25 protein-coding genes and 1 pseudogene are annotated in these 22,816 nt (G+C 60.1%); 11 read left to right on the top strand and 15 right to left on the bottom strand.

The features are described from left to right. The 3 genes and pseudogenes from GSQ82_RS15300 to kdpF form a co-directional block, all read right to left on the bottom strand. A pseudogene (locus GSQ82_RS15300) lies at positions 1 to 611 on the bottom strand (potassium-transporting ATPase subunit B); the annotation flags it as partial. Between the two features lie 28 nt (positions 612 to 639). Then, positions 640 to 2,415, bottom strand: a complete 1,776-nt coding sequence (kdpA, locus tag GSQ82_RS15295) for a potassium-transporting ATPase subunit KdpA (protein WP_158793078.1) — start codon at positions 2,413 to 2,415, stop codon at positions 640 to 642. A gap of 16 nt (positions 2,416 to 2,431) precedes the next feature. Beyond that, a complete protein-coding gene (gene kdpF / locus GSQ82_RS25765; protein WP_158793717.1) occupies positions 2,432 to 2,515 on the bottom strand; it encodes a K(+)-transporting ATPase subunit F in 84 nt (27 codons plus the stop codon). Between the two features lie 363 nt (positions 2,516 to 2,878). Here kdpF and mutM point away from each other — a divergent pair, with 363 nt between their 5' ends. Further along, positions 2,879 to 3,700, top strand: coding sequence for a bifunctional DNA-formamidopyrimidine glycosylase/DNA-(apurinic or apyrimidinic site) lyase (mutM, locus tag GSQ82_RS15285; protein ID WP_158793077.1), 822 nt, complete (start codon positions 2,879 to 2,881; stop codon positions 3,698 to 3,700). A 12-nt stretch (positions 3,701 to 3,712) separates the two neighbouring features. Here mutM and GSQ82_RS15280 read toward each other — a convergent pair whose 3' ends face one another. Genes GSQ82_RS15280 through sthA form a run of 3 tightly spaced genes read right to left on the bottom strand, consistent with a single transcriptional unit; the run spans position 3,713 to position 6,615 of the window. Beyond that, complete coding sequence (locus GSQ82_RS15280; protein WP_158793076.1) at positions 3,713 to 4,258, bottom strand: GNAT family N-acetyltransferase; 546 nt, start codon at positions 4,256 to 4,258, stop codon at positions 3,713 to 3,715. 27 nt (positions 4,259 to 4,285) lie between these two features. After that, complete coding sequence (locus GSQ82_RS15275) at positions 4,286 to 5,182, bottom strand: ROK family protein (protein ID WP_158793075.1); 897 nt, start codon at positions 5,180 to 5,182, stop codon at positions 4,286 to 4,288. A 35-nt stretch (positions 5,183 to 5,217) separates the two neighbouring features. Beyond that, complete coding sequence (sthA, locus tag GSQ82_RS15270) at positions 5,218 to 6,615, bottom strand: Si-specific NAD(P)(+) transhydrogenase (RefSeq protein WP_158793074.1); 1,398 nt, start codon at positions 6,613 to 6,615, stop codon at positions 5,218 to 5,220. A gap of 141 nt (positions 6,616 to 6,756) precedes the next feature. Here sthA and GSQ82_RS15265 point away from each other — a divergent pair, with 141 nt between their 5' ends. The 4 genes from GSQ82_RS15265 (at position 6,757) to GSQ82_RS15250 (ending at position 10,324) form a co-directional block, all read left to right on the top strand. Beyond that, positions 6,757 to 7,413: a thiamine phosphate synthase gene (locus tag GSQ82_RS15265; RefSeq protein WP_158793073.1), complete on the top strand. Its 657-nt coding sequence runs from the start codon at positions 6,757 to 6,759 to the stop codon at positions 7,411 to 7,413. Positions 7,414 to 7,725: 312 nt separating this feature from the next. Beyond that, positions 7,726 to 8,913, top strand: a complete 1,188-nt coding sequence (locus GSQ82_RS15260; RefSeq protein WP_158793072.1) for a hypothetical protein — start codon at positions 7,726 to 7,728, stop codon at positions 8,911 to 8,913. 63 nt (positions 8,914 to 8,976) lie between these two features. Continuing rightward, positions 8,977 to 9,816 (top strand): sulfite exporter TauE/SafE family protein, encoded by an 840-nt coding sequence (locus tag GSQ82_RS15255; RefSeq protein WP_158793071.1) that lies wholly within the window; start codon positions 8,977 to 8,979, stop codon positions 9,814 to 9,816. A gap of 175 nt (positions 9,817 to 9,991) precedes the next feature. Beyond that, positions 9,992 to 10,324, top strand: a complete 333-nt coding sequence (locus GSQ82_RS15250) for a DUF1634 domain-containing protein (RefSeq protein WP_158793070.1) — start codon at positions 9,992 to 9,994, stop codon at positions 10,322 to 10,324. Positions 10,325 to 10,495: 171 nt separating this feature from the next. Here the strand turns inward: GSQ82_RS15250 and plsX are convergent, their stop codons facing one another. The 3 genes from plsX to GSQ82_RS15235 form a co-directional block, all read right to left on the bottom strand. Beyond that, complete coding sequence (gene plsX / locus GSQ82_RS15245; protein ID WP_158793069.1) at positions 10,496 to 11,500, bottom strand: phosphate acyltransferase PlsX; 1,005 nt, start codon at positions 11,498 to 11,500, stop codon at positions 10,496 to 10,498. Between the two features lie 33 nt (positions 11,501 to 11,533). Then, positions 11,534 to 11,719: a 50S ribosomal protein L32 gene (rpmF, locus tag GSQ82_RS15240; RefSeq protein ID WP_125485089.1), complete on the bottom strand. Its 186-nt coding sequence runs from the start codon at positions 11,717 to 11,719 to the stop codon at positions 11,534 to 11,536. Positions 11,720 to 11,791: 72 nt separating this feature from the next. After that, positions 11,792 to 12,430 carry a DUF177 domain-containing protein gene (locus GSQ82_RS15235; protein ID WP_254061669.1) on the bottom strand — a complete coding sequence of 213 codons (639 nt, stop codon included), beginning with the start codon at positions 12,428 to 12,430 and terminating at the stop codon, positions 11,792 to 11,794. Positions 12,431 to 12,548: 118 nt separating this feature from the next. On the opposite strand from GSQ82_RS15235, the gene GSQ82_RS15230 reads away from it, so the two are divergent. Further along, a complete protein-coding gene (locus GSQ82_RS15230; RefSeq protein ID WP_158793068.1) occupies positions 12,549 to 12,773 on the top strand; it encodes a hypothetical protein in 225 nt (74 codons plus the stop codon). Between the two features lie 55 nt (positions 12,774 to 12,828). Here the strand turns inward: GSQ82_RS15230 and GSQ82_RS15225 are convergent, their stop codons facing one another. Beyond that, complete coding sequence (locus GSQ82_RS15225; protein ID WP_158793067.1) at positions 12,829 to 13,779, bottom strand: catalase family peroxidase; 951 nt, start codon at positions 13,777 to 13,779, stop codon at positions 12,829 to 12,831. 176 nt (positions 13,780 to 13,955) lie between these two features. Between GSQ82_RS15225 and GSQ82_RS15220 the strand changes: the two genes are divergently transcribed. Continuing rightward, complete coding sequence (locus GSQ82_RS15220; RefSeq protein WP_158793066.1) at positions 13,956 to 14,900, top strand: oxidoreductase; 945 nt, start codon at positions 13,956 to 13,958, stop codon at positions 14,898 to 14,900. A 221-nt stretch (positions 14,901 to 15,121) separates the two neighbouring features. Here GSQ82_RS15220 and iscX read toward each other — a convergent pair whose 3' ends face one another. Then, the gene (gene iscX / locus GSQ82_RS15215) at positions 15,122 to 15,337 is read right to left on the bottom strand and encodes a Fe-S cluster assembly protein IscX (RefSeq protein ID WP_158793065.1); all 216 of its coding nucleotides are present in this window, start codon (positions 15,335 to 15,337) and stop codon (positions 15,122 to 15,124) included. 78 nt (positions 15,338 to 15,415) lie between these two features. Between iscX and GSQ82_RS15210 the strand changes: the two genes are divergently transcribed. Next, entirely contained in the window at positions 15,416 to 16,387 is a 972-nt protein-coding gene (locus GSQ82_RS15210; protein WP_158793064.1) for a hypothetical protein, read from the top strand. A 293-nt stretch (positions 16,388 to 16,680) separates the two neighbouring features. Here GSQ82_RS15210 and GSQ82_RS15205 read toward each other — a convergent pair whose 3' ends face one another. Then, positions 16,681 to 17,112 (bottom strand): 2Fe-2S iron-sulfur cluster-binding protein, encoded by a 432-nt coding sequence (locus GSQ82_RS15205; RefSeq protein WP_158793063.1) that lies wholly within the window; start codon positions 17,110 to 17,112, stop codon positions 16,681 to 16,683. A 3-nt stretch (positions 17,113 to 17,115) separates the two neighbouring features. Continuing rightward, positions 17,116 to 19,146 carry a Fe-S protein assembly chaperone HscA gene (hscA, locus tag GSQ82_RS15200; protein WP_158793062.1) on the bottom strand — a complete coding sequence of 677 codons (2,031 nt, stop codon included), beginning with the start codon at positions 19,144 to 19,146 and terminating at the stop codon, positions 17,116 to 17,118. 545 nt (positions 19,147 to 19,691) lie between these two features. On the opposite strand from hscA, the gene GSQ82_RS15195 reads away from it, so the two are divergent. Beyond that, positions 19,692 to 19,976 (top strand): hypothetical protein, encoded by a 285-nt coding sequence (locus GSQ82_RS15195; protein WP_158793061.1) that lies wholly within the window; start codon positions 19,692 to 19,694, stop codon positions 19,974 to 19,976. A gap of 27 nt (positions 19,977 to 20,003) precedes the next feature. Here the strand turns inward: GSQ82_RS15195 and GSQ82_RS15190 are convergent, their stop codons facing one another. Beyond that, positions 20,004 to 20,183 carry a hypothetical protein gene (locus GSQ82_RS15190; protein WP_158793060.1) on the bottom strand — a complete coding sequence of 60 codons (180 nt, stop codon included), beginning with the start codon at positions 20,181 to 20,183 and terminating at the stop codon, positions 20,004 to 20,006. A 522-nt stretch (positions 20,184 to 20,705) separates the two neighbouring features. Here GSQ82_RS15190 and GSQ82_RS15185 point away from each other — a divergent pair. Together GSQ82_RS15185 and GSQ82_RS15180 are read left to right on the top strand one after the other, a co-directional pair. Continuing rightward, positions 20,706 to 21,149: a VOC family protein gene (locus GSQ82_RS15185; RefSeq protein WP_158793059.1), complete on the top strand. Its 444-nt coding sequence runs from the start codon at positions 20,706 to 20,708 to the stop codon at positions 21,147 to 21,149. Positions 21,150 to 21,181: 32 nt separating this feature from the next. After that, on the top strand, positions 21,182 to 21,682 hold the full coding sequence (locus tag GSQ82_RS15180) for a DinB family protein (RefSeq protein ID WP_158793058.1): 501 nt from the start codon (positions 21,182 to 21,184) through the stop codon (positions 21,680 to 21,682). 15 nt (positions 21,683 to 21,697) lie between these two features. Here GSQ82_RS15180 and GSQ82_RS15175 read toward each other — a convergent pair whose 3' ends face one another. Then, positions 21,698 to 22,771: a Rieske 2Fe-2S domain-containing protein gene (locus tag GSQ82_RS15175; protein ID WP_254061668.1), complete on the bottom strand. Its 1,074-nt coding sequence runs from the start codon at positions 22,769 to 22,771 to the stop codon at positions 21,698 to 21,700. Positions 22,772 to 22,816: the final 45 nt, after the last annotated feature.

The following is a 22,816-nucleotide window of genomic DNA, read 5'->3' as shown; positions in this document are numbered from 1 at the left end:
ACCAGTGCGATCATGCGATCCAGGAACGTCTCGCCAGGATTCGAAGTAATCCGCACTTTAATCTGGTCCGATAGGCATCGCGTTCCACCCGTCACCGCCGAGCGATCGCCGCCAGCCTCTCGAATAACGGGCGCGGACTCTCCTGTAATCGCGGACTCGTCGACCGAAGCGACACCTTCGATCACCTCGCCATCGCCGGGAATCATGCTACCTGCGATGACCAGAACGAGATCTCCCGATCGCAGATCCGAACTCGCGACCTCCTCGGTGCTGCCATCCGTGCGAAGCCGAACTGCTGTCGTCTCGGACTTCGCACGTCGCAGCGCATCGGCCTGAGCCTTGCCCCGGCCCTCCGCCATCGCCTCCGCGAAGTTCGCAAACAGAACCGTGAACCAGAGCCACAGTGTGATCTGCAGATCGAAGCGAAACGAGCCGCGATGCGCGATAACATCGCCGAGCAGATAGATGCTCGTAATCACACTGCCAATCTCAACCACGAACATAACGGGATTCTTCATCATCGTGGCCGGACTGAGTTTGACCAGTGCATCGACCAGCGCACGACGGACTATCTTTGTATCCCAGAGCGAACGTTTGCGTGTATTTGCCATAGAAATATCTACTTTTTTCTCTTCCGAACTAGAAGCTTGTACCTGCGTGCATCAGTAAGTGCTCGAGAATAGGACCGAGCGAGAGCGCTGGAAAGAATGTCAGGGCTCCAACGATGAGAATGACGCCGACCAACAGCACAGTGAACAAAGGTGTGTGCACCGGGAAGGTTCCCTGCGATGGCGGCACCAGTTTTTTACCGGCAAGATTTCCTGCGATAGCCAGCATCGGAACGATCATCAGGAACCGGCCAACCAACATCGCCGCGCTCAATGACAGGTTGTACCAATGCGTATTCGCATTCAGCCCCATAAAGGCAGATCCGTTATTTCCTGTCGCCGAAGTGTAGGCGTAAAGGATCTCCGAAAGACCATGCGGCCCGCCGTTCGCAAGCGACGAAAGCCCGAGCTGCGGCATCATCAGCGACACAGCCGAGAATCCAAGGATCGACAGCGGAAAGATGAGCACATACAACATCGCCATCTTCACGTCGTACGATTCAATCTTCTTCCCCAGGTACTCTGGCGTACGGCCCACCATGAGACCTGCAATAAAGACCGCCAGTACAACGAAGATCAACATGCCATAGAGTCCGGCTCCGACACCGCCGAAGATGACCTCTCCCAGCATGATGTTGACCAGTGGAACCAATCCACCGAGCGGCATGAACGAGTCATGCATGGAGTTGACCGCACCGCAGCTTGCGTCGGTTGTAACCGTAGCAAAGAGCGCCGAGTTGGCGATACCAAACCGAACCTCCTTGCCTTCCATATTGCCGCCAGCCTGCGTCGCAGTGACGTGTTGGTTGACGGAGTGCAACAGCGGGTTAGGCTGCGCTTCGGCATAGTAAGCAACCGCGACCCCGACGAAGAAGAGCACAGCCATCGCCGCGAACACAGCCCAACCGTGCTTCGGAGCCTTCGTCATTCTTCCCAGCGTTACAGTCAGCGCGGCAGGAATCAGAAAGATCGAGAACATCTCCATCAGATTCGACAGCGGCGTGGGATTTTCAAACGGGTGCGCGCTGTTCGCATTGAAAAAACCGCCGCCGTTGGTGCCGAGCATCTTGATCGCCTCCTGCGAGGCGGCCGGACCCTGCGCGATGCTCTGCGTCGTTACGGTCTGTGTAGTTGTCTTTCCATCTGTGCCGGTGGTGGTTACAGTCTGCGCCTGCACCAATTTTGCTTGGTCATACGGCCGAAAGTTCTGCACAACGCCCTGCGATACCAGGAGCAGCGCATAGATCAGGCAGCCCGGCAACAGCACCCACAACGAAGCCCTGGTCGTATCGACCCAGAAGTTGCCCAGCGTCTTCGACTCCCGTCGCGAGATTCCACGAATCAGCGCGACCGCAAGCGCTATCCCAACAGCCGCGGAGAAGAAGTTATGGTAAGCCAGCGTGAGCATCTGAGTCAGATAGCTCATCGTCGCTTCAGGTGTATAGGACTGCCAGTTCGTATTCGTAGTAAACGAAACAGCCGTATTGAGCGCAAGATCGGGAGCTACGTTCGCCAGATGCTGAGGATTCAAAGGGAGCGCATGCTGCAGCCGCTCAATCGCATAGGTCGCCAGAAGCGTTACCAGGCTGAACAGCAGCATCACCACCGCATACTCGGTCCACCGCATCTCATGCGTCTCGTCGACCCCGGTCAGGCGATAGATCAGCCGCTCGATCGGACGGAAGACAACATCGGCAAAGGTACGTTCACGCTCGAAGACGCGGGCCATGTACAGGCCCAGAGGCTTTGCACAGATCAGTACAAGCGCAAAGAAAAAGCAGATTTGAAACCAGCCGTTCGCTGTCATGATTCAACACATCCCCTTAAAACTTTTCCGGGCGCAGAAGCGCATACACCAGGTAGACCAATAGACCAACCGTCACGAGGCCAAGCAGTACCGTCTCCATCAGGCCTCCTTGCCTTTTGTCCCTAACCGATCACAGCCCATCGCGTACCCAATCGCAATCAAGAAGAACAGCACGCTCGCTGCTACACATCCCACATCCCACATCGTCTTGTCTCCTGTTTTCCAGCCTGCCGTGCAGCCTTTACCTGGATGACATCTCTTTCATTCAAGTCCCCGTGGCATAAAAAGTGCATAGAAAGGACATAAAGAAGTCGTATCGAAGGTCTTCCTCAGAGCGCACCCTGCTGGACAACTCTAAATACGACAAGGAGTTAGCGGCTTAGGCGCGTTTGGGGCCAAATCCCATCTTTCCCCATGCCCCCGTTCGGGTAACCGTACGAGAGCACCTATACTTCAAAGAGGCATGCCAGAACTTCCCGAAGTCGAGACCGTAGCCAACGGTGTCCATGCGCGCATCCATGGCCAGACCATCCGCTCCGTCTGGACAAGCAACAAGCCGCAGACGTTCAAGTCCGCGCCCGACGAGATCATCGAAGTCCTCACCGGCAGCCGCATCGATCGTGTCCATCGCGTCGGCAAAACTATCGTCGTCGATCTCACGCGTAACAAAAAATCCGCGCAGTTCCTTGTCCACCTCGGTATGACCGGCCGCTTGCTCGTCTCCACACCCGACACCCCGGTCCCCGCCCACACTCACGCCATTCTCGCTCTCGGCAGCGGAAAGGAGTTACGCTTCGTCGACGCGCGCCGCTTCGGCCGACTCTCCGTCATCGCCTCCGCAACGCCCGAAGAAAAGTACGCAGGCCCCGGAGCCGAACCCCTCACCATCGGTCTCGAAGAGTTCATCACCCTCTTCCACAACCGCAAGACACCCATCAAGGCCGCGCTGCTCAACCAGTCCCTGCTCCACGGCGTTGGCAACATCTATGCAGACGAGAGCCTCTTCCACGCAGGCATCCGCCCGACCCGTCATGCAGGCCGCCTCACCCGCGCCGAACTCACCCGCCTTCGCGCCGCGCTAATCAAGGTCCTCACCGAAGCAATCAAGCTCGGCGGTTCTTCCGTCTCCGACTACGTCGATGCCGACGGCGTCGCAGGATTTTTCCAGCTTCACCATCACGCCTACTCACGCACCGGTCAACCCTGCCGCATCTGCGCCACACCCATCAAGCGCATCGTCGTCGGTGGCCGCAGCACCCACTTCTGCCCCACCTGCCAGAAGTAGTCTGCTCGAAACTCACCCTCGCCACTCTTCACCCAGTACAGCGTAGATGTAGGTATCCCGCCAGCGACCATGCTTCCTCGCATCCTTCCGATGATGCGCCTCACGCCTCATGCCGAGCTTCTCCATCACATGATACGAAGCTGTATTCAACGTATCGCACGCCGCCGTGATGCGATGCAGTCCAAGCTCCCTGAAGCCAAAGCTCAGCAGCGCGCGCGAAGCCTCCGTCGCATATCCGCTTCCCCAGTACGAGCGATGCAGCACATAGCCAAAGACGGCAGTCCGCGCCTTGAGATCAAGAGGAGTAAATCCTGTCCCGCCGATCAGCCTCCGCTCCGTCTTCAACTCAATCGCCAGCGGCACCACCTCGCGCGGCCATCCTCGCTGCACTACAAGCCAGGACTCAAGAATCGCGCGCGTCTGTTCCTTGGTATTTGGTCCCCAGTTCGTAAAGCGCGTAGCCTCTTCATCGGCGGCATAGGCATGAATCGCAGCCTCATCCTCTGCGCGAAACTCACGCAGCAGCAGACGCTCCGTCTCGACGGGAAACGGTCCCATGCCGCGATTATAAAAAGAAATTCGTTCTTATCTCGCGACAGCCTGCTCCGCCCAAACCGCCGCACCGATCACCCGAATCTCCGGATTATCCTGCACGATCTCCAAAGAGTAGCTCTGCAGCGGACTCATCTTCACCATCTGCTGCATGTAGTCCTTCAGCATCGGCAGGTCGACAAACCCGACATTGAATCCCGAGAGAAATATCTTTCCCGGCCCTGCCATGTGAATGGAGGTCGCCGAAGCCGCAGCCAGCGCCTTGTGCCACAGGCGCTTGAACTCCATGCACCGAGCATCGCCGTTCTTGGCAGCCTCGAAGACCTCTTCCGGCTCCATGTCCAAAAAGCGCAGACGCATCGCACGATGCCCCATGATTCCTTCCATGTGGCCGCGCCCTCCGCACCCGCAGAACCGTTCCTTCTCATCCAGCGTCACCACAGAGTGACCGCCCTCCCACACACCCTGGGCAAACGGATAGCGCCCATAGCCGATCCCAACGCCCAACGTCCACACCCGAATCATGTGGTCCAGCTTGCCATGCGCCGAAGCCAGCCCCGCCGCCATACCGTCAGCATCGTTCAGCGCCGACACCGGCACGTCGATCCCATGGCTGCGCATATGCGCCGTCAGCATCTCCGAGATCCGCGCACCCTTCAACTGCGGCAGGTTCGGAGACTCCTGCACCACGCCGTCCTTCACCAGCCCCGGCAGCGCGACTCCCACCGCCGCCAGATCCCTGGCCCCACCAGCTACCTCAACCACCTGCCTGCAGATCGTCTCCACCAGTGCCTCGGTGTGCATCTCCACAAGCGCATCTTCGTCGTCGTGATCGTCCGGAAAGCGCTGCAGCGGTCCTTGCAGCTTGTAATCGACCACAAGCCCAGCCGAAATCCGATCCGATAAAATCACCCCAATTGTCTTTGCCATGACCCTGTTCGCCTCTGTCCGGGTTACGCGCTCGCCTACTCGAACTTGCTGACGCGGTTCAACCCATTGAAAGCCGCAACTTTATAACATTCTGCGAGCGTTGGATAGTTGAACACGGTATCTACGAAATATTCCAGCTTTCCGCCCAGTGCCATCACAGCCTGGCCGATGTGCAACAGCTCGCTCGCACCCTCGCCGATAATGTGTACCCCGAGGATCGAGTGCGTCAGCCGGTGGAAGATCAGCTTCAGCCGTCCCGTCGTATCGCCGCGGATCTGTCCACGCGCAATCTCGCGATAGTACGCCACGCCCACCTCGTACGGAACGTCCTCCTCGGTCAGCTGCTCCTCGGTCTTGCCGATAAAGCTGATCTCTGGAATCGTATAAATCCCATACGGATACAGTCCTGGCTGCGACAGAATCGTATCGTCGCCAAACGCCCTCGCCGCCGCCACCCGGCCCTGCTCCATCGAAACCGAAGCCAGCGACGGAAATCCGATCACGTCGCCCACCGCAAAGATCGTCGGCACCTTCGTCCTGAAATCCTTGTCCACCGGAATGCGTCCACGCGAGTCCGACTCGATCCCGACCGCGCCCAGGTTCAGCTCATCCACATTGCCCTGGCGTCCGACAGCGTACAGCAGCGTATCGCCCTGCACCTTCTTCTTGCTCTCCAGATTCGCGACCACGGTGCCGTCCGGCATCTCCTCCACGGACTCCACCTCTTCGTTCAGCCGCATCGTCACCCGCGAGTCGCGCAGATGGTAGCTCAGCGCCTCGATAATCTCCTGATCGGCGAACTCCAGCAGCCGCGGCCTGCGCTCAATCAGCGTCACCCGCACTCCCAGAGCCGCGAACATACAGGTGTACTCCACCCCGATCACGCCACCGCCAACGATAATCATCGTCTTCGGCAGATTCACCAGCTCCAGCACCAGGTCGCTGTTCACAATGCTGCGCCCGTTGATCGGCACCTTCTCCGACGCCGCCGGCTTGGTTCCCGTCCCGATCAGTACGTTCTTCGTCTCGTACACGGTCGAACCGCGCGAGTTCGTCACCTTCACATGGGTCGCGTCTTCAAAGCTCGCCACACCCACCAGCATCTCGATGTTGTTGCGCGAGAGCTGCGCCTCGGTGACATCGATCTCGGTCTTGATCACGTGCTGAACCCGGAACGCCAGGTCCGCCATGGTGATCCGTTCCTTCACCCGATAGTTCATCCCGTAGATGGACTTGTAGTTATAGCCGGAGAGATGCAGCACCGCCTCGCGCATCGTCTTCGAGGGAATCGTCCCCGTACTGATGCACGCGCCTCCCACGACCTCGCGCATCTCTACCAGCGCGACCTTTTTCCCTAATTTGGAGGCGTAAATTGCGGCTCGTTGGCCTGCCGGCCCGGACCCAATGACGATCAGATCGTAAACACTACTCATAATGGCACATACTCATGGACACCTGCCCCAGCTCCGAGACTGGGTCTTGTCCCCGTTATCGGCCCCGACGTGGTTATCAGTGAGGGCTGGTTTTCTTCTCGTTGTGCGCGTTGCCTGCTTTCATGAAACTACCACACCGCCATGAACACCTCTACCCCGGGGGGCTTGGCACCATACACTGAAACGACGATGCTTCGCTACGCCATCACCAGCCGCGCCCTCTTCCCCGGCAACGAAGCAAAAAAACAGGCCGCCCTCCTCGAGCAAGCCGCCCGCTGGATCGCCGCCGGAGTCGACTTCATCCAACTGCGCGAAAAAGACCTTCCTGCCTCCGCACTCTCGATCCTAGCAGCTAAGTTAATGAAAATAAGCATCTTGCATTCGGGCCACACAAGCATCCTCATCAACTCCCGCCCGGACATCGCCATCGCCGCCGGCGCTCACGGGGTCCATCTCACCTCCTCCCCCGACTCACTCACCCCCAGCCAGGTCCGCACCCTCTACGCCTCAACCGCCCTCCCGCCACCCCGCATCACCATCTCCTGCCACACCCTCGACGACGTCCGCCGCGCCCACCACGCCAGCGTAGACGCCATCCTCTTCGCACCCGTCTTCGAAAAATCCCTCCCCACCCTCACCCTCCCTGGCCACGGTCTCGACCACCTCCGCGCAGCCTGCGCCGCCGCCGCCCCCACCCCCGTCTTCGCCCTCGGCGGCGTCACCCCTGCAAACACCCCCGCCTGCCTCGAAGCCGGAGCCAGCGGCATCGCCGGCATCCGCCTCTTCCACGACCTCTAGCCAGTATCGACATATAGCCTGAGCTTCAGTGATGGATTGATATAGAAAGTGTCATCCTGAGCGGAGCCTCTCGCAGTCTCATCGTGAGAGGCGCAGTCGAAGGGTCTGCAATTGGCTCGGCGTGCAAATACTCTCTCCTTATCTCGCACCACATCCAGGCCAGTTCCCCACCCTATAGAGGGATACCACTAGCCCCCTCTCCCAAATCCGGGCCATCTCGCGACAGAACATAGTTTGCGGCGCGCCCTCCGAAGCGGTACTATGACATTCCTCCACAGTTAGACCATCCGCGGTCGTTAGGAAGGTGTTGCCATGACGCAACCTGATCCCACCGGGCCCTGCAAGATCGAAACACAGCACCTCACCGAGCCCGAACACGCCAAGGCTCCCCCCTACTTCACCTGCCTCATCGAAGACGCCGAGCGCCTCATGCACTACGCGGCCGAGATCGGCGTCGAAGTCTCCGACGACACCCGCCGCGCCATCCTACACGCCCGCGCCATCTACCCCGCGCACTGGGACGAGGACTCCGCCGCCAACCTCCTCGCCGCCGTCACCACCCTCTCCGCCCGCCTCCGCCCCGTCAACGCCGAGAGCCTCAAGGCCTACCACGACGACACCCGTCCCACCGTCCGCACCTACCTGCGCATAGCCCTCATCCTCACCGCCGTCATCATCCCCGTCTCCGTCGCCACCTTCATCACCTCCGCCGTCTCCATCGCCCTCAACGCCGACATCACCAAGGCCAACGCCTTCGCCGTCAAGCTCCAGACCGAGCTCGGTCCAAAGCCGCCCGCCGGCACTCCCGTCGCACCCGTACCCAAGGGCATCAGCGAGACCGACCTCGTCGCCGACCTGCAGGACTACGCCTCCACCGTCCGCGTCATTAACGCCCGCGCCCGCAAGCTCAATCACTTCATCCTCCCCTGGCACAGACTCCCGCAGGAGGACAACCTCACGCCCGAACAGCGCAAAGCCCTCTTCGAGCTTCCCGTCGGCATCCCCGACCCCATCGTCGCCCGCGACACCATCACCAGCACCTACCAGGACGTCCGCTACTTCGCCCTGACCATCCTCACCGACGTCTCCGTCTTCTACGGCGCCATCACTACCTGCATCCTGCCCGTGCTCTACGCCCTGCTTGGAACCTGCGCCTACCTTCTCCGCAGCTTCGAAGACCAGATGAGCAGCCGCACCTTCATCCCATCCGCTGCCAACTCCGCCCGCTTCCTCATCGCCGCCATTTGCGGAGCCGTCATCGGCCTCTTCAATAACTTCTCCGTCAACCAGGAGATCTCCATCCCGCCACTCGCCCTCGCCTTCCTGGTCGGATACGCCGTCGATGTCTTCTTCGCCTTCCTCGAAGGCCTGCTGAAGGCCTTCACCAAGAACACGCTAACCGCAGCGTCCCTGCCCATACCCTCACCCATCGCCATACCACCTGTCATGACACCACCCAAGCCCCGCCCCATTCCCGTCTCCCAGACCGAGAGCGCCTAAACGCATCCACCCCACGAACCTCGGGATGATCACAAGATCACCATGCCATAATCACCTCAGCCGATGCCCCTGCTGCTCTTCACCTCACTAGTCTTCGCCGGCTCCATCGCTGCCGGCCTCCTCGGCGCACTCACAGGCCTCGGCGGAGGGGTCGTCCTCGTCCCTCTCCTCACCCTCATCTTCCACGTCGACATCCGCTACGCCATCGGAGCCTCGCTCATCTCCGTCATCGCCACCTCCTCCGGAGCCGCAGCCGCCTACGTCCGCGAAGGCTTCTCCAGCGTTCGCATCGGCATGTTCCTCGAAGTCGCTACCACCATCGGCGCCGTCTTTGGAGCCTTCCTCGCCACCCGCGTCCCCACGCGCGCCCTCGCCATCGTCTTCGGACTCGTCCTGCTCTACTCCGCCTGGCTCTCCTGGCAGCAGTCCCGCCGTGCCGAACCCACGCCCCATCCTGCAAATCCCTGGTCCGATCGCCTCCGCATGTCCGGCACCTACCCCGACGGCCACGGCGGCCTCTGCCACTACAGCGTCGACCGCATCCCCGCAGGCTTCGCCACCATGTTCGGAGCAGGCACGCTCTCCGGCCTCCTCGGCATCGGCTCCGGAGCCGTCAAGGTCCTCGCCATGGACCGCATCATGCGCATCCCCTTCAAGGTCTCCACCACCACCAGCAACTTCATGATCGGCGTCACCGCAGCCGCCAGCGCGGGCATCTACCTGCATCGCGGCTACATCGATCCCGCCCTCGCCTTCCCCGTCATGCTCGGCGTTCTCGCTGGCTCACTCCTCGGTGCGCGATACCTCGTCCGCGCCCGCGTCTCTCTCCTGCGCAGCATCTTCACCCTCGTCATCCTCGCCCTCGGCGTCGAGATGATCATCAACGGCATCCGAGGCGTATAACCCCACAACCATGACCACCGAAAACCCCAACCCGCAAGCATCCCCTAAGCCCACCCCTCAAGAATCCTCAAAAGAAACCCACCGAAAACTCACAGAAGGATCCGTAGAAAAATTAGCAGCAGTATCCACAAAAGCACCAGCAGAAGCATTCACCGACCAGCGCATGGAGACCCTCATGGGCCGTCTCCTCCAGTCCGGCGTCCTGCTCGCCTCCGCCACCGTTCTCCTCGGCGGCATCCTCTACCTCAAGGCCAACGCCAGCCACCCCGTCAACCTCCGCACCTTCATCAGCGAACCCGCCGACCTGCGCTCAGCCACCCAGCTTCTGCGTCTGCTCTCCCACGGCAACCCCGCCGCCATCGTTCAACTCGGCATCCTCTTCCTGATCGCCACACCCGTAGCCCGCGTCATCTTCGCCGTCATAGCCTTCGCCATCGAACGCGACCGTCTCTACGTCGTCGTCAGCCTCATCGTCCTAGCCGTCCTCACCTTAGGCCTCCTCCACTAACAAAGCGCCTGCGCGGCGAGCGATCACTTCGTGATTGATATACCGCTTCGCAACGTCCTCCCGATGGTCGGCACAGACATTTCAAGCGACCACCGGGAGCTCACCCAAAGGGATATACAAATCACGAAGTGATCGCCGCCCGCGCAGGGCGACCGGCCGTCAGGCCAATCGTTACGCAGGCCGCAGCGCAGCTTCAATCCCCAAGTTCACCTCAGCCTGCGCAAACTCCGCCGCCACGCGAATCCCGTTCATAATCGCCTTCTCATTCGAAGACCCATGCCCCACAATGCACACGCCCCGCACCCCAAGCAGCACCGCCCCTCCATACTCGGAGTAATCCAGCCGCTTCTTGAACTCCGCAAACGCCTTCCGCGACAGCAGCGCTCCCACCTGTGAGGTCACCGTCGACTTCAGCGACTCGCGCAGCGACGCACTCAGCAACTGTGCCGTACCCTCAATCGACTTCAGCGCCACGTTCCCCACAAACCCGTCGCACACCGCCACATCGCACTGCCCGTTGAACAGGTCGCGGCCCTCCACATTGCCTTTGAAGTTGATCCCCTTCACCGCACGCAGCAAAGGCAGCGTATCGCGGGTCAGCGCATTGCCCTTCGAATCCTCTTCCCCAATCGAGAGCAGCCCGACCCGCGGGTTATTCACCTTCAGAATGTTCTTCGCATACATGTGGCCCATCACGGCAAACTGAACCAGATTGTCCGGATCGCAGTCCACATTCGCCCCTACATCCAGCAGAAGCGAAGGAACGCGGCTCACCGTAGGAAGAATCTGTGCCAGCGCCGGCCGGTCCACACCCGAGAGCATCCCCAGCACCATCTTTGCGGTCGCCATGGCCGCGCCCGTGTTGCCTGCAGTAAAGAACCCCGCCGCACGGCCCTCGCGGACCATCTTCAACCCAACCCGCATCGTCGAATCGCGTTTGGACCGAACCGCCTGCGCGGCCTTGTCGTCCATCGTGATCCACTCGCTGGCAGGCACAATGAACACAGGCAGCCGCTGCCCACGCAACGCCTGCCGCAGAAGCGGGCGCAGCCTGTCCTCTGGACCCACCAGATGCACCCGCACGCCAAACTGGCGCGCAGCAAGCACGGCCCCGCGAACCTCTGGCTCGGGGGCCTTGTCGGAACCCATTGCGTCTACAACGATGTCAGTCGGCATCAGGAGGGAAGAGCAGGGTGTAAATGGAAGATGTTAGCTTGCTTCTTTGGTCACAAGAACGTCGCGACCCTTATACGTACCGCACTTGCGGCAGGCACGATGAGGAAGCTTGCGCTCGTGGCAGTTGGGGCACTCGGAGAGGCCGGTGGGCGTAAGAAAATCATGGCTGCGGCGCTTGGCAGTCCGTTGCTTCGAGTGGCGCCGTTTCGGATTAGGCATTGCAGTATCCCTTTCAATCGGCCGCGGCAATCACGTAAAAAAGCACGCATTCGACGAGGCAAAAACTTTAAATTAGTGCTTCAGCTCGAGCTTGTCCGCCAGACCCGCAAGCGCATTCCAACGCACATCGGCCGGAGCCTCATCGCAGGAACATTTCGCTTGATTCAGATTCTGACCACAGCGCGGGCAAAGCCCCTTGCAGTCCGCCGTGCAGAGGGTGCGACTCGGCAGGGAGAGTAACACCTGCTCACGCACCACATCCTCAAGCAAAAGACCGCTCTCCTGATAATACCCGATTTCGGTCTCATCCGCAGTAATAGAACGCTCCCCGGAGTCCGCATCCGCCGCCTCAGGCCGAAAGATCAGGTCAAACTCCCCCGAAAGCGGCACCGCCACCGGATCCAGGCACCGCGCGCACAGGATCTCAAAATCCGCGCTGTAGTTCGCCCGCACCCGGATGTCGTTCACATGCGAGCTCGAACTGCGGTGCTCGATCAACAGATCCGCCACCCCATTCACAGGCAGCGGACCCGCCTGCCGGATGTCGGCCGCGTACTCCAGCACTCCGGGAGCGATGACTTCGTTGAGTTCAAGCGGTTCGTCTACGAGTTGGAGCGGGGTAATCAGCACATCGTTAAGGGTAGCAGGTTCGCCACGCAGATCAAGCCCCCAATATCCGCGCCACCGCCATCCGCCCGCGAAACATTTCACGCCCTCGCACGTCACTCTCTCCAGCGAGGCCCGCCCAGCCCATCCGGGAACCTGCCCAGAGCCAGCTCAACCGGGGCAATTCACCAGGATCGACCGCCTCCGTTACCATGGAGTCTGTATGCCTTTTCCCATCAAAGTATGCGCTGTCTGCTCCGAAGAGTTCGAACTGAAGCCCGATAAGCCCGGATTCGCCAACCGCTGCCCCGAGTGCAGCATCCCCGAATCCACCGGCGATTCCTCCACCAAACAGCGCATGGACGCCGACGAACGCAAGAACGCCAGCGAAGCCAACGCCGCCCGAAGACAAGCCATGCGCGAACTCCTTTACCGCAAGGACAGCTAAGCAAAGCCAGCCGAATAAGCCAGTTGCAGCAAAGCCCGCTAAGAAGACCGCGGCCCTAAGCTACCGGAGCCGCCCTTCGCCGCCGTCCGCTCAGCAGATAGACCGCCGCCCTCACCTCCAGCAGAGGATCGTCCGAAGGCTCAATCCCCTCCACCCGCGGAATCGGGTCGAAGATGATCTGTCTCTGTTCCGCAGCGTCATCCATCACCGCCTTCGTCAACTCCAGCACGCCCAGCTCCTGCACCCTCCGCTCCTCCGGCCAGTGGATCGTCGCATCGTCCACCACATCACCCTCCTCCGCCACCTGCACCATCAGCTTGAACCGCACCGGCCCCTTCGCCACCCGCTCCACAATCTCCTCAAACAGGTAGTTCGCGCCCTTCGCCGCCACCGCCGCATCGTCTAGATGCTCATTCCCCGCCTCAGGCACTATCCTGTACCGTCCAAACCGGCTCACCCCGTCCTTGTTCGTGAACTTCATCGCCGTCACGCCAAAATAGCTCTCCCGCGCAAAGCTCGACGGCGCAGGCTTCGGCGCCTGCACATACGCCAGCGCCTTCGGGTGCGTCCCCAGAAACGCCTCCAGCGGCGACCCCTTCAGATTCGCCGGATCGCTCGTCGCCAGCGCCTTCAGTAACTCTAGAAACTCCTGCCCCGTATTCGTAGGAAACCCGTCCATCGATTGGCTGACGATATCCGTATGCACATGCTTCGCAAGGTGAAACCGGATCGCGCATCCCCGCGGATTCGCATTCGGATCGTTATCCGAAATCAGCGGAATCCCCGTCGAATCCGAGAACCGCACCGTCACCGGCGTAGACTCCCGAACCACATGCGGCGCCGAAGTCAGCGACCTCGCCTCCCCCGACGGCCGAAACGTCCCCGTCAACAACTTCCCCTTCGCGTGCGCCGGCCGAAAGCCTGGATTCAACCCAAAGATCGCGTCAAACTGCTTCAGCAAATCCTGACTCAGCGCCAGAAGCTTCTCATCCGTAGGCAATGGCATCGTCGTTCTCCTCCTCACAATCTATTGCACCTCTGATTCTCGCAACGATTAAAAGAGACTCTTCTCCGCCTTGAATTTCAAACTAACTTCACCAAAAAATAGACGCCTCGCTCACACTCAAAACTCGCCCGGAAAAACTTCGCATCGTATCCATCCCCTCGCAACGTCCAATACAGATGACGAAGCACTGGCAAGCCGCAGACATCCCCTCCCTCACGGGCAAGCGCATCCTCATCACCGGCGCCAACAGCGGCATCGGCTACCACGCCGCGCTCAAACTCGCGCGCAAGGGCGCACACATCGTCTTCGCCTCCCGCGATCGCCAGCGCGGTCAAGCCGCCCTCGACCGCCTCCACACCGAAGCCCCCGGCACCGACACCGAACTCGCCATCCTCGACCTCGCCTCGCTCGCCTCCATCCGCACCTTCGCCGCCGCCGAGCTCGCCCAGAAGCGCCCGCTCCACGTCCTCATCAACAACGCCGGCGTCTTCGCCCCACCCAAACGCCTCGAGACCGCCGACGGCTTCGAGCTACAGTTCGGCACTAACGTCCTGGGCCACTTCGCGCTCACCGGCCTCCTTCTGCCCGCACTGCAACAGGCCGCCGCGGAGTCCTCCTACCGCCCGCGCATCGTTACCATCGCCTCCATCGCGCACAAACGCGGCCAGCTCAACCTCAACGACCTTCAGTCCAAAAACTACGGACCCATGCGCTCCTACCAGCAATCGAAGCTCGCCAATCTTCTCTTCGCCTTCGAGCTGGACCGCCGACTCCGCGCCTCAGGTTCCACCATCCTTAGCGTCGCCGCCCACCCCGGCGTAGCCAACACCAACCTCTTTCTCGCCGGCGACCACTCTCCACTGCAAAAAACCATGCGCAACGCCGTCAATCATCTCCTCGGCATCCTCTTCAATACCGACTCCGAAGGTGCGTTGCCGACCCTCTACGCCGCCACTTCAGACGACGTGCAGGACGCAGGCTACTACGGCCCGCAGGGCTTTCAGGAGATGCGCGGCGAGCACGTAGGACCAGCAAAGATCGCCTCACAGGCGCACGACACCGAGGCCGCACTTCGCCTCTGGCAGGCCTGCGAACAGCTCACCGGCGTGACTTTTCTTTAGAAAGATTCTGTCCTGCCGGACGGGCCGCCTGCTCGGCGGGAGGTCACTTCGTGACGCGTATACCGGTCACGCAATCACCATCAGCAAAGCTCCTCCCGATGGTCGGAATCATCATTGCTGAGCAACGCGAGGCCCATAGGAGATGATCCTGACACGACAAGGTATACAAGTCACGAAGTGACCTCCCCACGAGCAGTGGGCCCGTCCGGCAGGACATATCTTTACTTAGCATCCTCATACTCTTCATTCCAAGCCGCCTGAATCGCCTCCAAAATCCCCTCATTCGACTTCCCCGGATCCCCCACAAATCCCGGCAGCTCCGTCACATACTTATGCAGATCCGTAAACCGCACCGTGTACGGCTCAACCTCCGGAAACTTCTCCTGCAGCTGAATTCCAATCTCTTCGCTATCGGTCCAATCGATCTCACGCGGCATACATACTCCCCCATAAAATAATCTTCAGGCACCAAACATTCGCCCACACAAAGACTACAAGAACCCGCACCCGTTGTTATGAATCACAAACCTCCCCAACCCCGTTGGTCCGCCTCACTCCTCCGCCGCGATCTCAACGCCCGCGCCCAGCACCTCGCCACCACCACAAACCTCCTGCACGACCAGACCCCCGGCAACTCCCCCAGCATCCTCTTCGGACGCGACGAACAAGCCCGCCACGGCAACTTCCACCCCGCCAGCTACGCCGCCATCTGCGCCAACCCCGCCTGGTCCCGCCGCCTCGCCAAAGTCCACACCGCACACCGCAAACTCCGCGCTCGCGCCGACTGGCAGTGGATGGAGCTCGACTGCGCCAACAGCTCCGACGCCCTCCTGATGAACATCTTCTGCCACCCCGGCGTCTTCAACGGGGACACCTTCGCTCCAGCCATCGCGCGCCTGCTCAACATCGACCCCACAGCCCAACCCCACTTCGGCATCAACCCCGGCGTCCCGCTCAACACCAACCGCAAAAATCTCAAAGCTCCAAAAAAACTCACCGATCGCACCGAGATCGACCTCCAGCTAAACGATCTCTTCCTCGAAGCCAAGCTCACCGAATCCAGCTTTCAAACCGCGCCCCTTCGCCTCATCGAACGCTACCGCGACCTCGAAGCCGTCTTCGATCTCACACGTCTCCCACGCACCTCACGCATCGCCCCCAACCCGCATCCACACGTCGAAGACCTCTCCCAGGCAGACGACACTCCGCCAGCCATCTCGATATCCCGCCCTGCACCCAGCCTCATTCAGAGCTACCAGCTCATCCGCAACGTCCTCGCCGCCTACGCCGCCAATACATCCTTCTGCGTACTCTGCGATGCGCGCCGCAGCGACCTCATCGAATCCTGGTATCAGGTCCTGTCTGCCGTCCGCCATCCAACCTTCGCCTGCCGCCTGAAACTCCTCACTTGGCAAGAGCTAGCCGTCACCCTCCCCGTGGACCTGCAGCACTTCCTGAATTTGAAATACGGCATCCACCCAGCCTGAACTACCGAAGCCACAACCAAACCCTTGAAGATCGCTGCGTCCGATTAAGACACGCCAAATTCGCGCCTACTTCACCACGCAGTACTGCTTGCCCACATAGCCCGACGTCGGCGTCTGCTGTAGATAAACCAGCCTGCGCTAAAATCCTTCGCCGCCGTATTGGTAAGTTGAATATCGACAATCCTGGCGGACCACAGCGCATGCCGCACGACATCCTTCAGCAGACAATGCATCTGCATGTTCTTCGCACAGGCCGCAGGGATATCACGATTCCCCTCCAACAAACCAAACTTCTACGACCCCGGCCCATGAGCAGGCTTACCCTCCTGCACATAGTTCCTGTTCCACTTCGGAATCTCCACTACATACGTCCCCGGCCGCTCGATCACCGCCTGGCAGCCCAGCCGCGAGTTCAACTCAATCCCCGCTGCCGTCTCCATCCGATCCAGCTCCAGATCTTCCGCCTCACTCAACCCCTGTGCGCCCTCCTTCACATGGAGATGGCACGTCGTACAAGCGCAGACTCCGCCGCACGCATGGTCGAGAAAAATGTCATAGTTCTCCGCCACATCCAGAAACGACATCGGCAGTCCATGTCCCTCATACGGCAGCGTATCGAACGGAAACTCCACCGTCCTGCCCTCAGGCAAAAACGTCACACGAACCATTCCCTCGCCCGCAGGCTTCGACAAATCCACAACTTCATCCTTCTTCGCATCACTCATAGTTCAATCTTCCGTCGACTCTCCGGCCGTAGCCTCATCCTTAATGGAACTCTCAATCTTCTTCGTCTCAGCATTCACATCCGCATGCGAGCTCGTCACCTGCGCCTTTGCAAACGGATGCGGAGCCGTAGGCCCTACTCCTATGCTCTCACCTGCGGCCTCCATCGTCTTGCCCTGCATCGCGCCAGACACCGCGTTATCCATCATCAACTCCGCAAACCGCCGCGTCGCCTTATCCAACCGCTCAATCCCCGCGCGAATCTGCCTGTGATCCCCACCCGGCACCGCAGCCTCTAAAAACGTCGCAGCCTGTTCAATCTTCTCAATCTCCACGCTCGTCAACATCTGCCACGCCGCATGGCTCTTGCCCTTCTTCACCGCGGTCAAAATCGTCTCAGCCTCGTTCTTCGCCTCGATCGACTGCCGCTCCTGAATATCCGTCTCCGCGTTATCAAACGAGTCCAGAATCATCGTCTCCACCTGCTCATCGGTCAGCCCATACGTCGGCTTCACCTCAACCTCAGCTTCCTTCCCGCTCCTCTGCTCCCGCGCGCTCACATGCAAAATCCCATTCGCATCGATCAGAAACTTCACCTCAATCCGCGGCAGCCCCGCCACCATCGGCGGAATCCCCTTCAGATCGAACCGCGCCAGCGATCTGCAATCCTTGGCTAACTCTCTCTCGCCTTGGACAACATGGATCGCCACATTCGTCTGCCCATCCACCCCCGTCGTAAAGTGCTCCGTCGCACTCGCCGGTATGGTCGAGTTCCTCTGAATAATCTTCGCCACCACTCCACCCAGCGCCTCAATCCCCAGGCTCAGCGGCGTCACATCCAGCAGCAGCAGATCCTCCAGCCCCGAACCCGCCGTCGCCCCTCCCGCCAGAATCTGCGCCTGCACCGCCGCCCCTAGCGCCACCACCTCATCCGGATTCAGCTCCGTATGCGGCTTCTTCCCTCTCGCCTTCAGCTCAAACAGATCATCCACCATCACCCGCACCGCCGGAATCCGCGTCGACCCGCCCACCAGCACAACCTCGTCGATCTGCGCCGCCGTCAGCCCCGCATCCTTCAGCGCCTGTTTGCAAGGCTCCGCCGTCCGCGCAATCACCCCCGCAGTCAACTCCTCAAACTGCTCCCGCGTAATCTTCCGCAGATACCGCTTCGCCTCGCCTCCACCCACCGCCAGCAGCTCCACATTCAACGTCGCCGTCTCCGCGCTCGACAGCAAAATCTTCGCCTCAATCACCGCCTTGCGAACCGCCTGCACCGCCTCGCCGTTCCCCCGAACATCCACGCCCAGATCCCCGGCAATATCATCCAGCGCAATCGCAATCATCAGGTTGTCGATATCGTCCCCACCCAGGTGCGTATCCCCACCCGTCGCCACCACCTCAAAGATGCCCTCATGCAGCTTCAAAATCGAGACATCGAACGTCCCGCCCCCAAAGTCATACACCGCAATCAGTCCGTCTTTGTTCTTCTCCAACCCATACGCCAACGCCGCCGCCGTCGGCTCATTCACCAGCCTTAGCACCTCCAGCCCCGCAATCCGCCCAGCATCCTTCGTAGCCTGCCTCTGCGCATCGTTGAAGTAAGCCGGAACCGTAATCACCGCCTTCGTCACCGGCCCGCCAAAGAACCTCTCCGCATTCTTCTTCAACTGCTGCAGCACATACGCCGAGATCTCCGGCGGCGTCAGCAGCAACCCGCCCACGCTCACCTTCAACACCTCACCCGGCTTCAACCCCTCCGCCAGCTTGAACGGAAACAGCTTCAGCTCCCCCTGCACATCCTCAATATCCCGCCCCATCAGCCTCTTCGCCGAGTACACCGCACTCGCCGAGTCCGCCATCAGCGTCCCCCGCGCCGCATTCCCCACTACCACGCCGTTATCCGTCCACGCCACCACCGACGGCACCAGCCGCTCCCCATCCTCGCCAGGAATCACCACCGGCGTACCACCCTCCATAAACGCAACCAACGAATTCGTCGTACCCAAATCAATCCCTACAACCCGCTCATCCGCCATCAAATCAACCCCTCAATTCCTATCTCTCTATTGTCCTACAACCGCGCCCCACCACAACCAACCACCGGCCACACCAGCATCGCGCCTATTCGCCTAACCATCTGATGACCGCCACAAAGAAATGCACTACCAAAGACACCCACACCACCTACGTAGTATCGACCTACAGCCTGAGAGCAAGTGATGGATGGAGGATAAGTGGGAGGGTGAGTGATGGATTGAGGGGTAAGTGATGAATAGCTATAGAAAGCGTCATCCTGAGCGGAGCCTCTCGCAGTCTCATCGCGAGAGGCGTAGTCGAAGGACCTGCGTCTCCGCTCAACGTGCCTATACTCCCCCCTCATCTCGCACCACATCCAAACAGATCCGCATCCCTCTATAGGTCGATGCACCCTAGAAACACCCACCCATCGAAACATCATCGCACTCCCGTACCAACACAGCACCCTCAACAACCTGCATCCAACCATCCAGGCAAGCATCTCAAAGAGACATCTCGAATAAGATCAAGCAGGCGAATCAGCAAGCCGACGAAGGAAGCGACCATGGAAAGCTATCAAGTAAAGTTCACCTGCACGCCCGACCCGAAAAATCCCGAAGGCCTCCTCCTGAAGTACGAGCAGCAGGAGGACATCACCCACACCCCCAATCCCTTCACCGCCACCTTCCGCAGCGCAGCCGACCTCGACTCCGCCTTCATAGCCGCTGGCATATACCTGCACTCCTTCGGACAGCCTGACCCGACAAGAAACGTCCGCCCCGACCCCGACAAAAACTACCTCGTCACTGACGACGCCCTCCGCACCATAGGCTTCGACATCCCCCGCTAGATCCCCATCCCAGAAACGCACCTGCCTTTAAATTTGGTTTGCCCCGCACTGAACCCTGCCTTCGCCTTTGCTTGGCATTTCCCTGGCTTTTGCTTTTGCTTTTGCTTTTGCTTTGCTGTTGTTTGTCCTTTTGTTTGTCATCCCGTAGGGATCTGCGGTTGTCGTTGTCGTTGTCGTTGTCGTTGCTTTTGCCCCTTTGTTTGTCATCCCGCAGGGATCTGCTTTTGTCTTTGCTCTTGCCGTTGCCCCTGCCGTTGCCGTTGAGATAGAGCGAGGCTTCAGCCTCGCGTCTAAGACCGCCGCCGCGAAGCGGCCTCCACTCTGCCGAAGGCCGGAGCAAAAGGCGAAGCCGAAGCGACAAAATATTGCCTTTGTCCTTGCCTGTCCTCCCAAACCCACCCCAAACCTGTCAAGCCCCAAACCAACGAAAACCCGCGCCAATCAAGGAGATTCGCGTGGCGTAGGAGTTACCCTCCAACCGTTATCCTGTATATAGAGATTAAATAACGAAGTCAAAAAAGGAGAACCAGCTAAACCCAATCGAATGAAATATTTACCCCTAAGCCCTTTGCAATCTCATATTTACAGGGAGCCATTTTGCCAAATTATTGAAACAAAACAGCTTGCCTATACCAACCCCCCAGGGGGGTGGGGTACCCCTCCCAAACAGCCACTAGGGCTAAAATCGTCACCAGCAAGCGACCTCCATACCCAGGAAGCCAACCCGACATGAACAGCCCAGCCAGACCCTGTCGCTCCGCCGTCATCCCCAGCCTCCGCTACCGCAACGCACTCGCCGCCATCGACTGGCTCCAGACCGCCTTCGGCTTCGAGAAGCAAGCCGTCTACCTCGCCCCGGACAACACCACCGTCATGCACGCCCAGCTCACCTTCGGCAACGGCATGATCATGCTCGGCTCAGTCGAAAACCTCAGCGACTTCAGCAAGCTCATGGTCCAGCCCGACGAGATCGGCCTCCGCGAGACCAAGGCCATCACCCTCCTCGTCACCGACGCAGACGCCGCCTACGCCACCGCCAAGGCCGCCGGAGCCGCGATCGTACTCGACATCGCCGACATGCCCTACGGCGGCCGCGCCTTCACCTGCCGCGACCCCGAAGGCCACCTCTGGCACCTCGGCACCTACGATCCTTGGGAGAACCAAAACTCCTAGCCCAGCCAAACTTGGCATGGTAACGTCTTCCCATGGAGCTGAACCCGTACGCCATATTCCTGAATGGACAGGAGCCGATCCCCGTCCTCACCACCACCGCCGAGCGCATCCGCAGCCTCACCGCGAACCTCTCCGGTGCCCAGATCAACACCCCGCCGGCCCCCGGCAAGTGGAACATCTGCGAGATCGTCGCCCACCTCGCCGACTGCGAACTCGTCTTCTCCTTTCGCCTCCGCCAGACCCTAGCCGAAGAGCACGCTCTCATCCAGCCCTTCGACCAGGAGGCCTGGGCCAGGCGCTACAGCGCCTACCAGCTCGAACCCGGACTCGCCCTCTTCCAGGCCGCCCGCAACTGGAATCTGCTCTTCCTCACCACCGTCTCCCAGGACGACCGCCACCGCCCCACCACCCACCCCGAACGCGGCACCATGACCCTCTGGACCATCGTAGAGACCATGGCCGGCCATGATATCAACCACCTCCAGCAGCTCGAAAAGATCACCGCCAACACCGCCGAAGGCCCCCGCCACTGAGCCAGTAGAAAAAAGTCAGCTGCGCCAGTGCAGCGTAACCGGACCACTCATCGGGTGCTCGCCGGACTTCTTCAACCGTGCCTGCTTCAAAGCGAAGTACCACTTCGCCGGCTTGTCCGCATCGTCGATCAGCATCAGCCCAGGATGGAACCTTAGCCCCTCGGCCTGCTCGATCATCGTCTGCTGATCCTGCCGCACAAACCGCGCTCCAAAGTAGGTAGCGATAGAAGTTACAAATGGAACGTAATAAAAGATATTCCAGGCCGCATACACATCGATCCGGCAAGTCGAAGCGGTAACAGGAGTCACGGTGGTCAGGCTGGAAAACCACTTCTCTCCGCATCGAATCGTCTCGTACCGTCGATTCGGCAACACGAAGTCGATAGTCGTCACGATCGGTTCACCATAGACGCCCAGCAGTTTGTAAGGCGCGCTATTGCCGGAAGGAGCATGAGCCGACATCCGAAAACCCTCCGGAAGAGGTTCGAAGCGCTTCTCCTTCTCATGTATGCTCGCCCGGCTGCGCCACCACCAACTCTGGTGCACGAACGGACCATGCGCCGGATCCATCAGCCCGATGATTCCATGATCCACATTGCACGGCAGCTCAGCCAGCAGATGCGCGCTGCGATAACGCGTGGAGAACTTCGGCACCTCAGGGATCGCAGGCAATGCATCCCCTACACGTCCCGTGCCCGGCTCCGGAAGATACACCCAGGCGTAGCCGTCACGCTCTTCGCAAGGAAAGGCACTTGCAAAGATCTTCGTCGGATCCAGCGTCTCATGACTGGTCAATGACGGAATCTCAACACACTGCCCGCTACACGGCTCGAATCGCCAGCCATGATACTTGCACGTCACCGTCTCACCGTCGAACCAACCTGCGGATAGTGGAATGCCACGATGCGGACAAAGATCACGCAGCGCAAAGAGGCTTCCCCCGGTCTTTCGTCCCAGCAACAGCGGCACGCCGAGCAGCATCGCCTTCGCAGTCTTGCCAGCGCGCAGCTCGCCCGCCCGCATCGCCGGATACCAGTCGCCGAAGATCAGCTCTGTCGGCGGCCCCGCGATCTGCACCAGCTCATTCAACCCAAGCTCCCGAACCTTGCTCTACCTTTACGATACTCATCATAG

The organism is Granulicella sp. L60 (assembly GCF_009765825.1).
Classification (GTDB): Bacteria; Acidobacteriota; Terriglobia; order Terriglobales; family Acidobacteriaceae; genus Edaphobacter.
The sequence above is the reverse complement of the archived record's forward strand: the minus strand, read 5'-3'. Positions and strand labels throughout refer to the sequence as shown.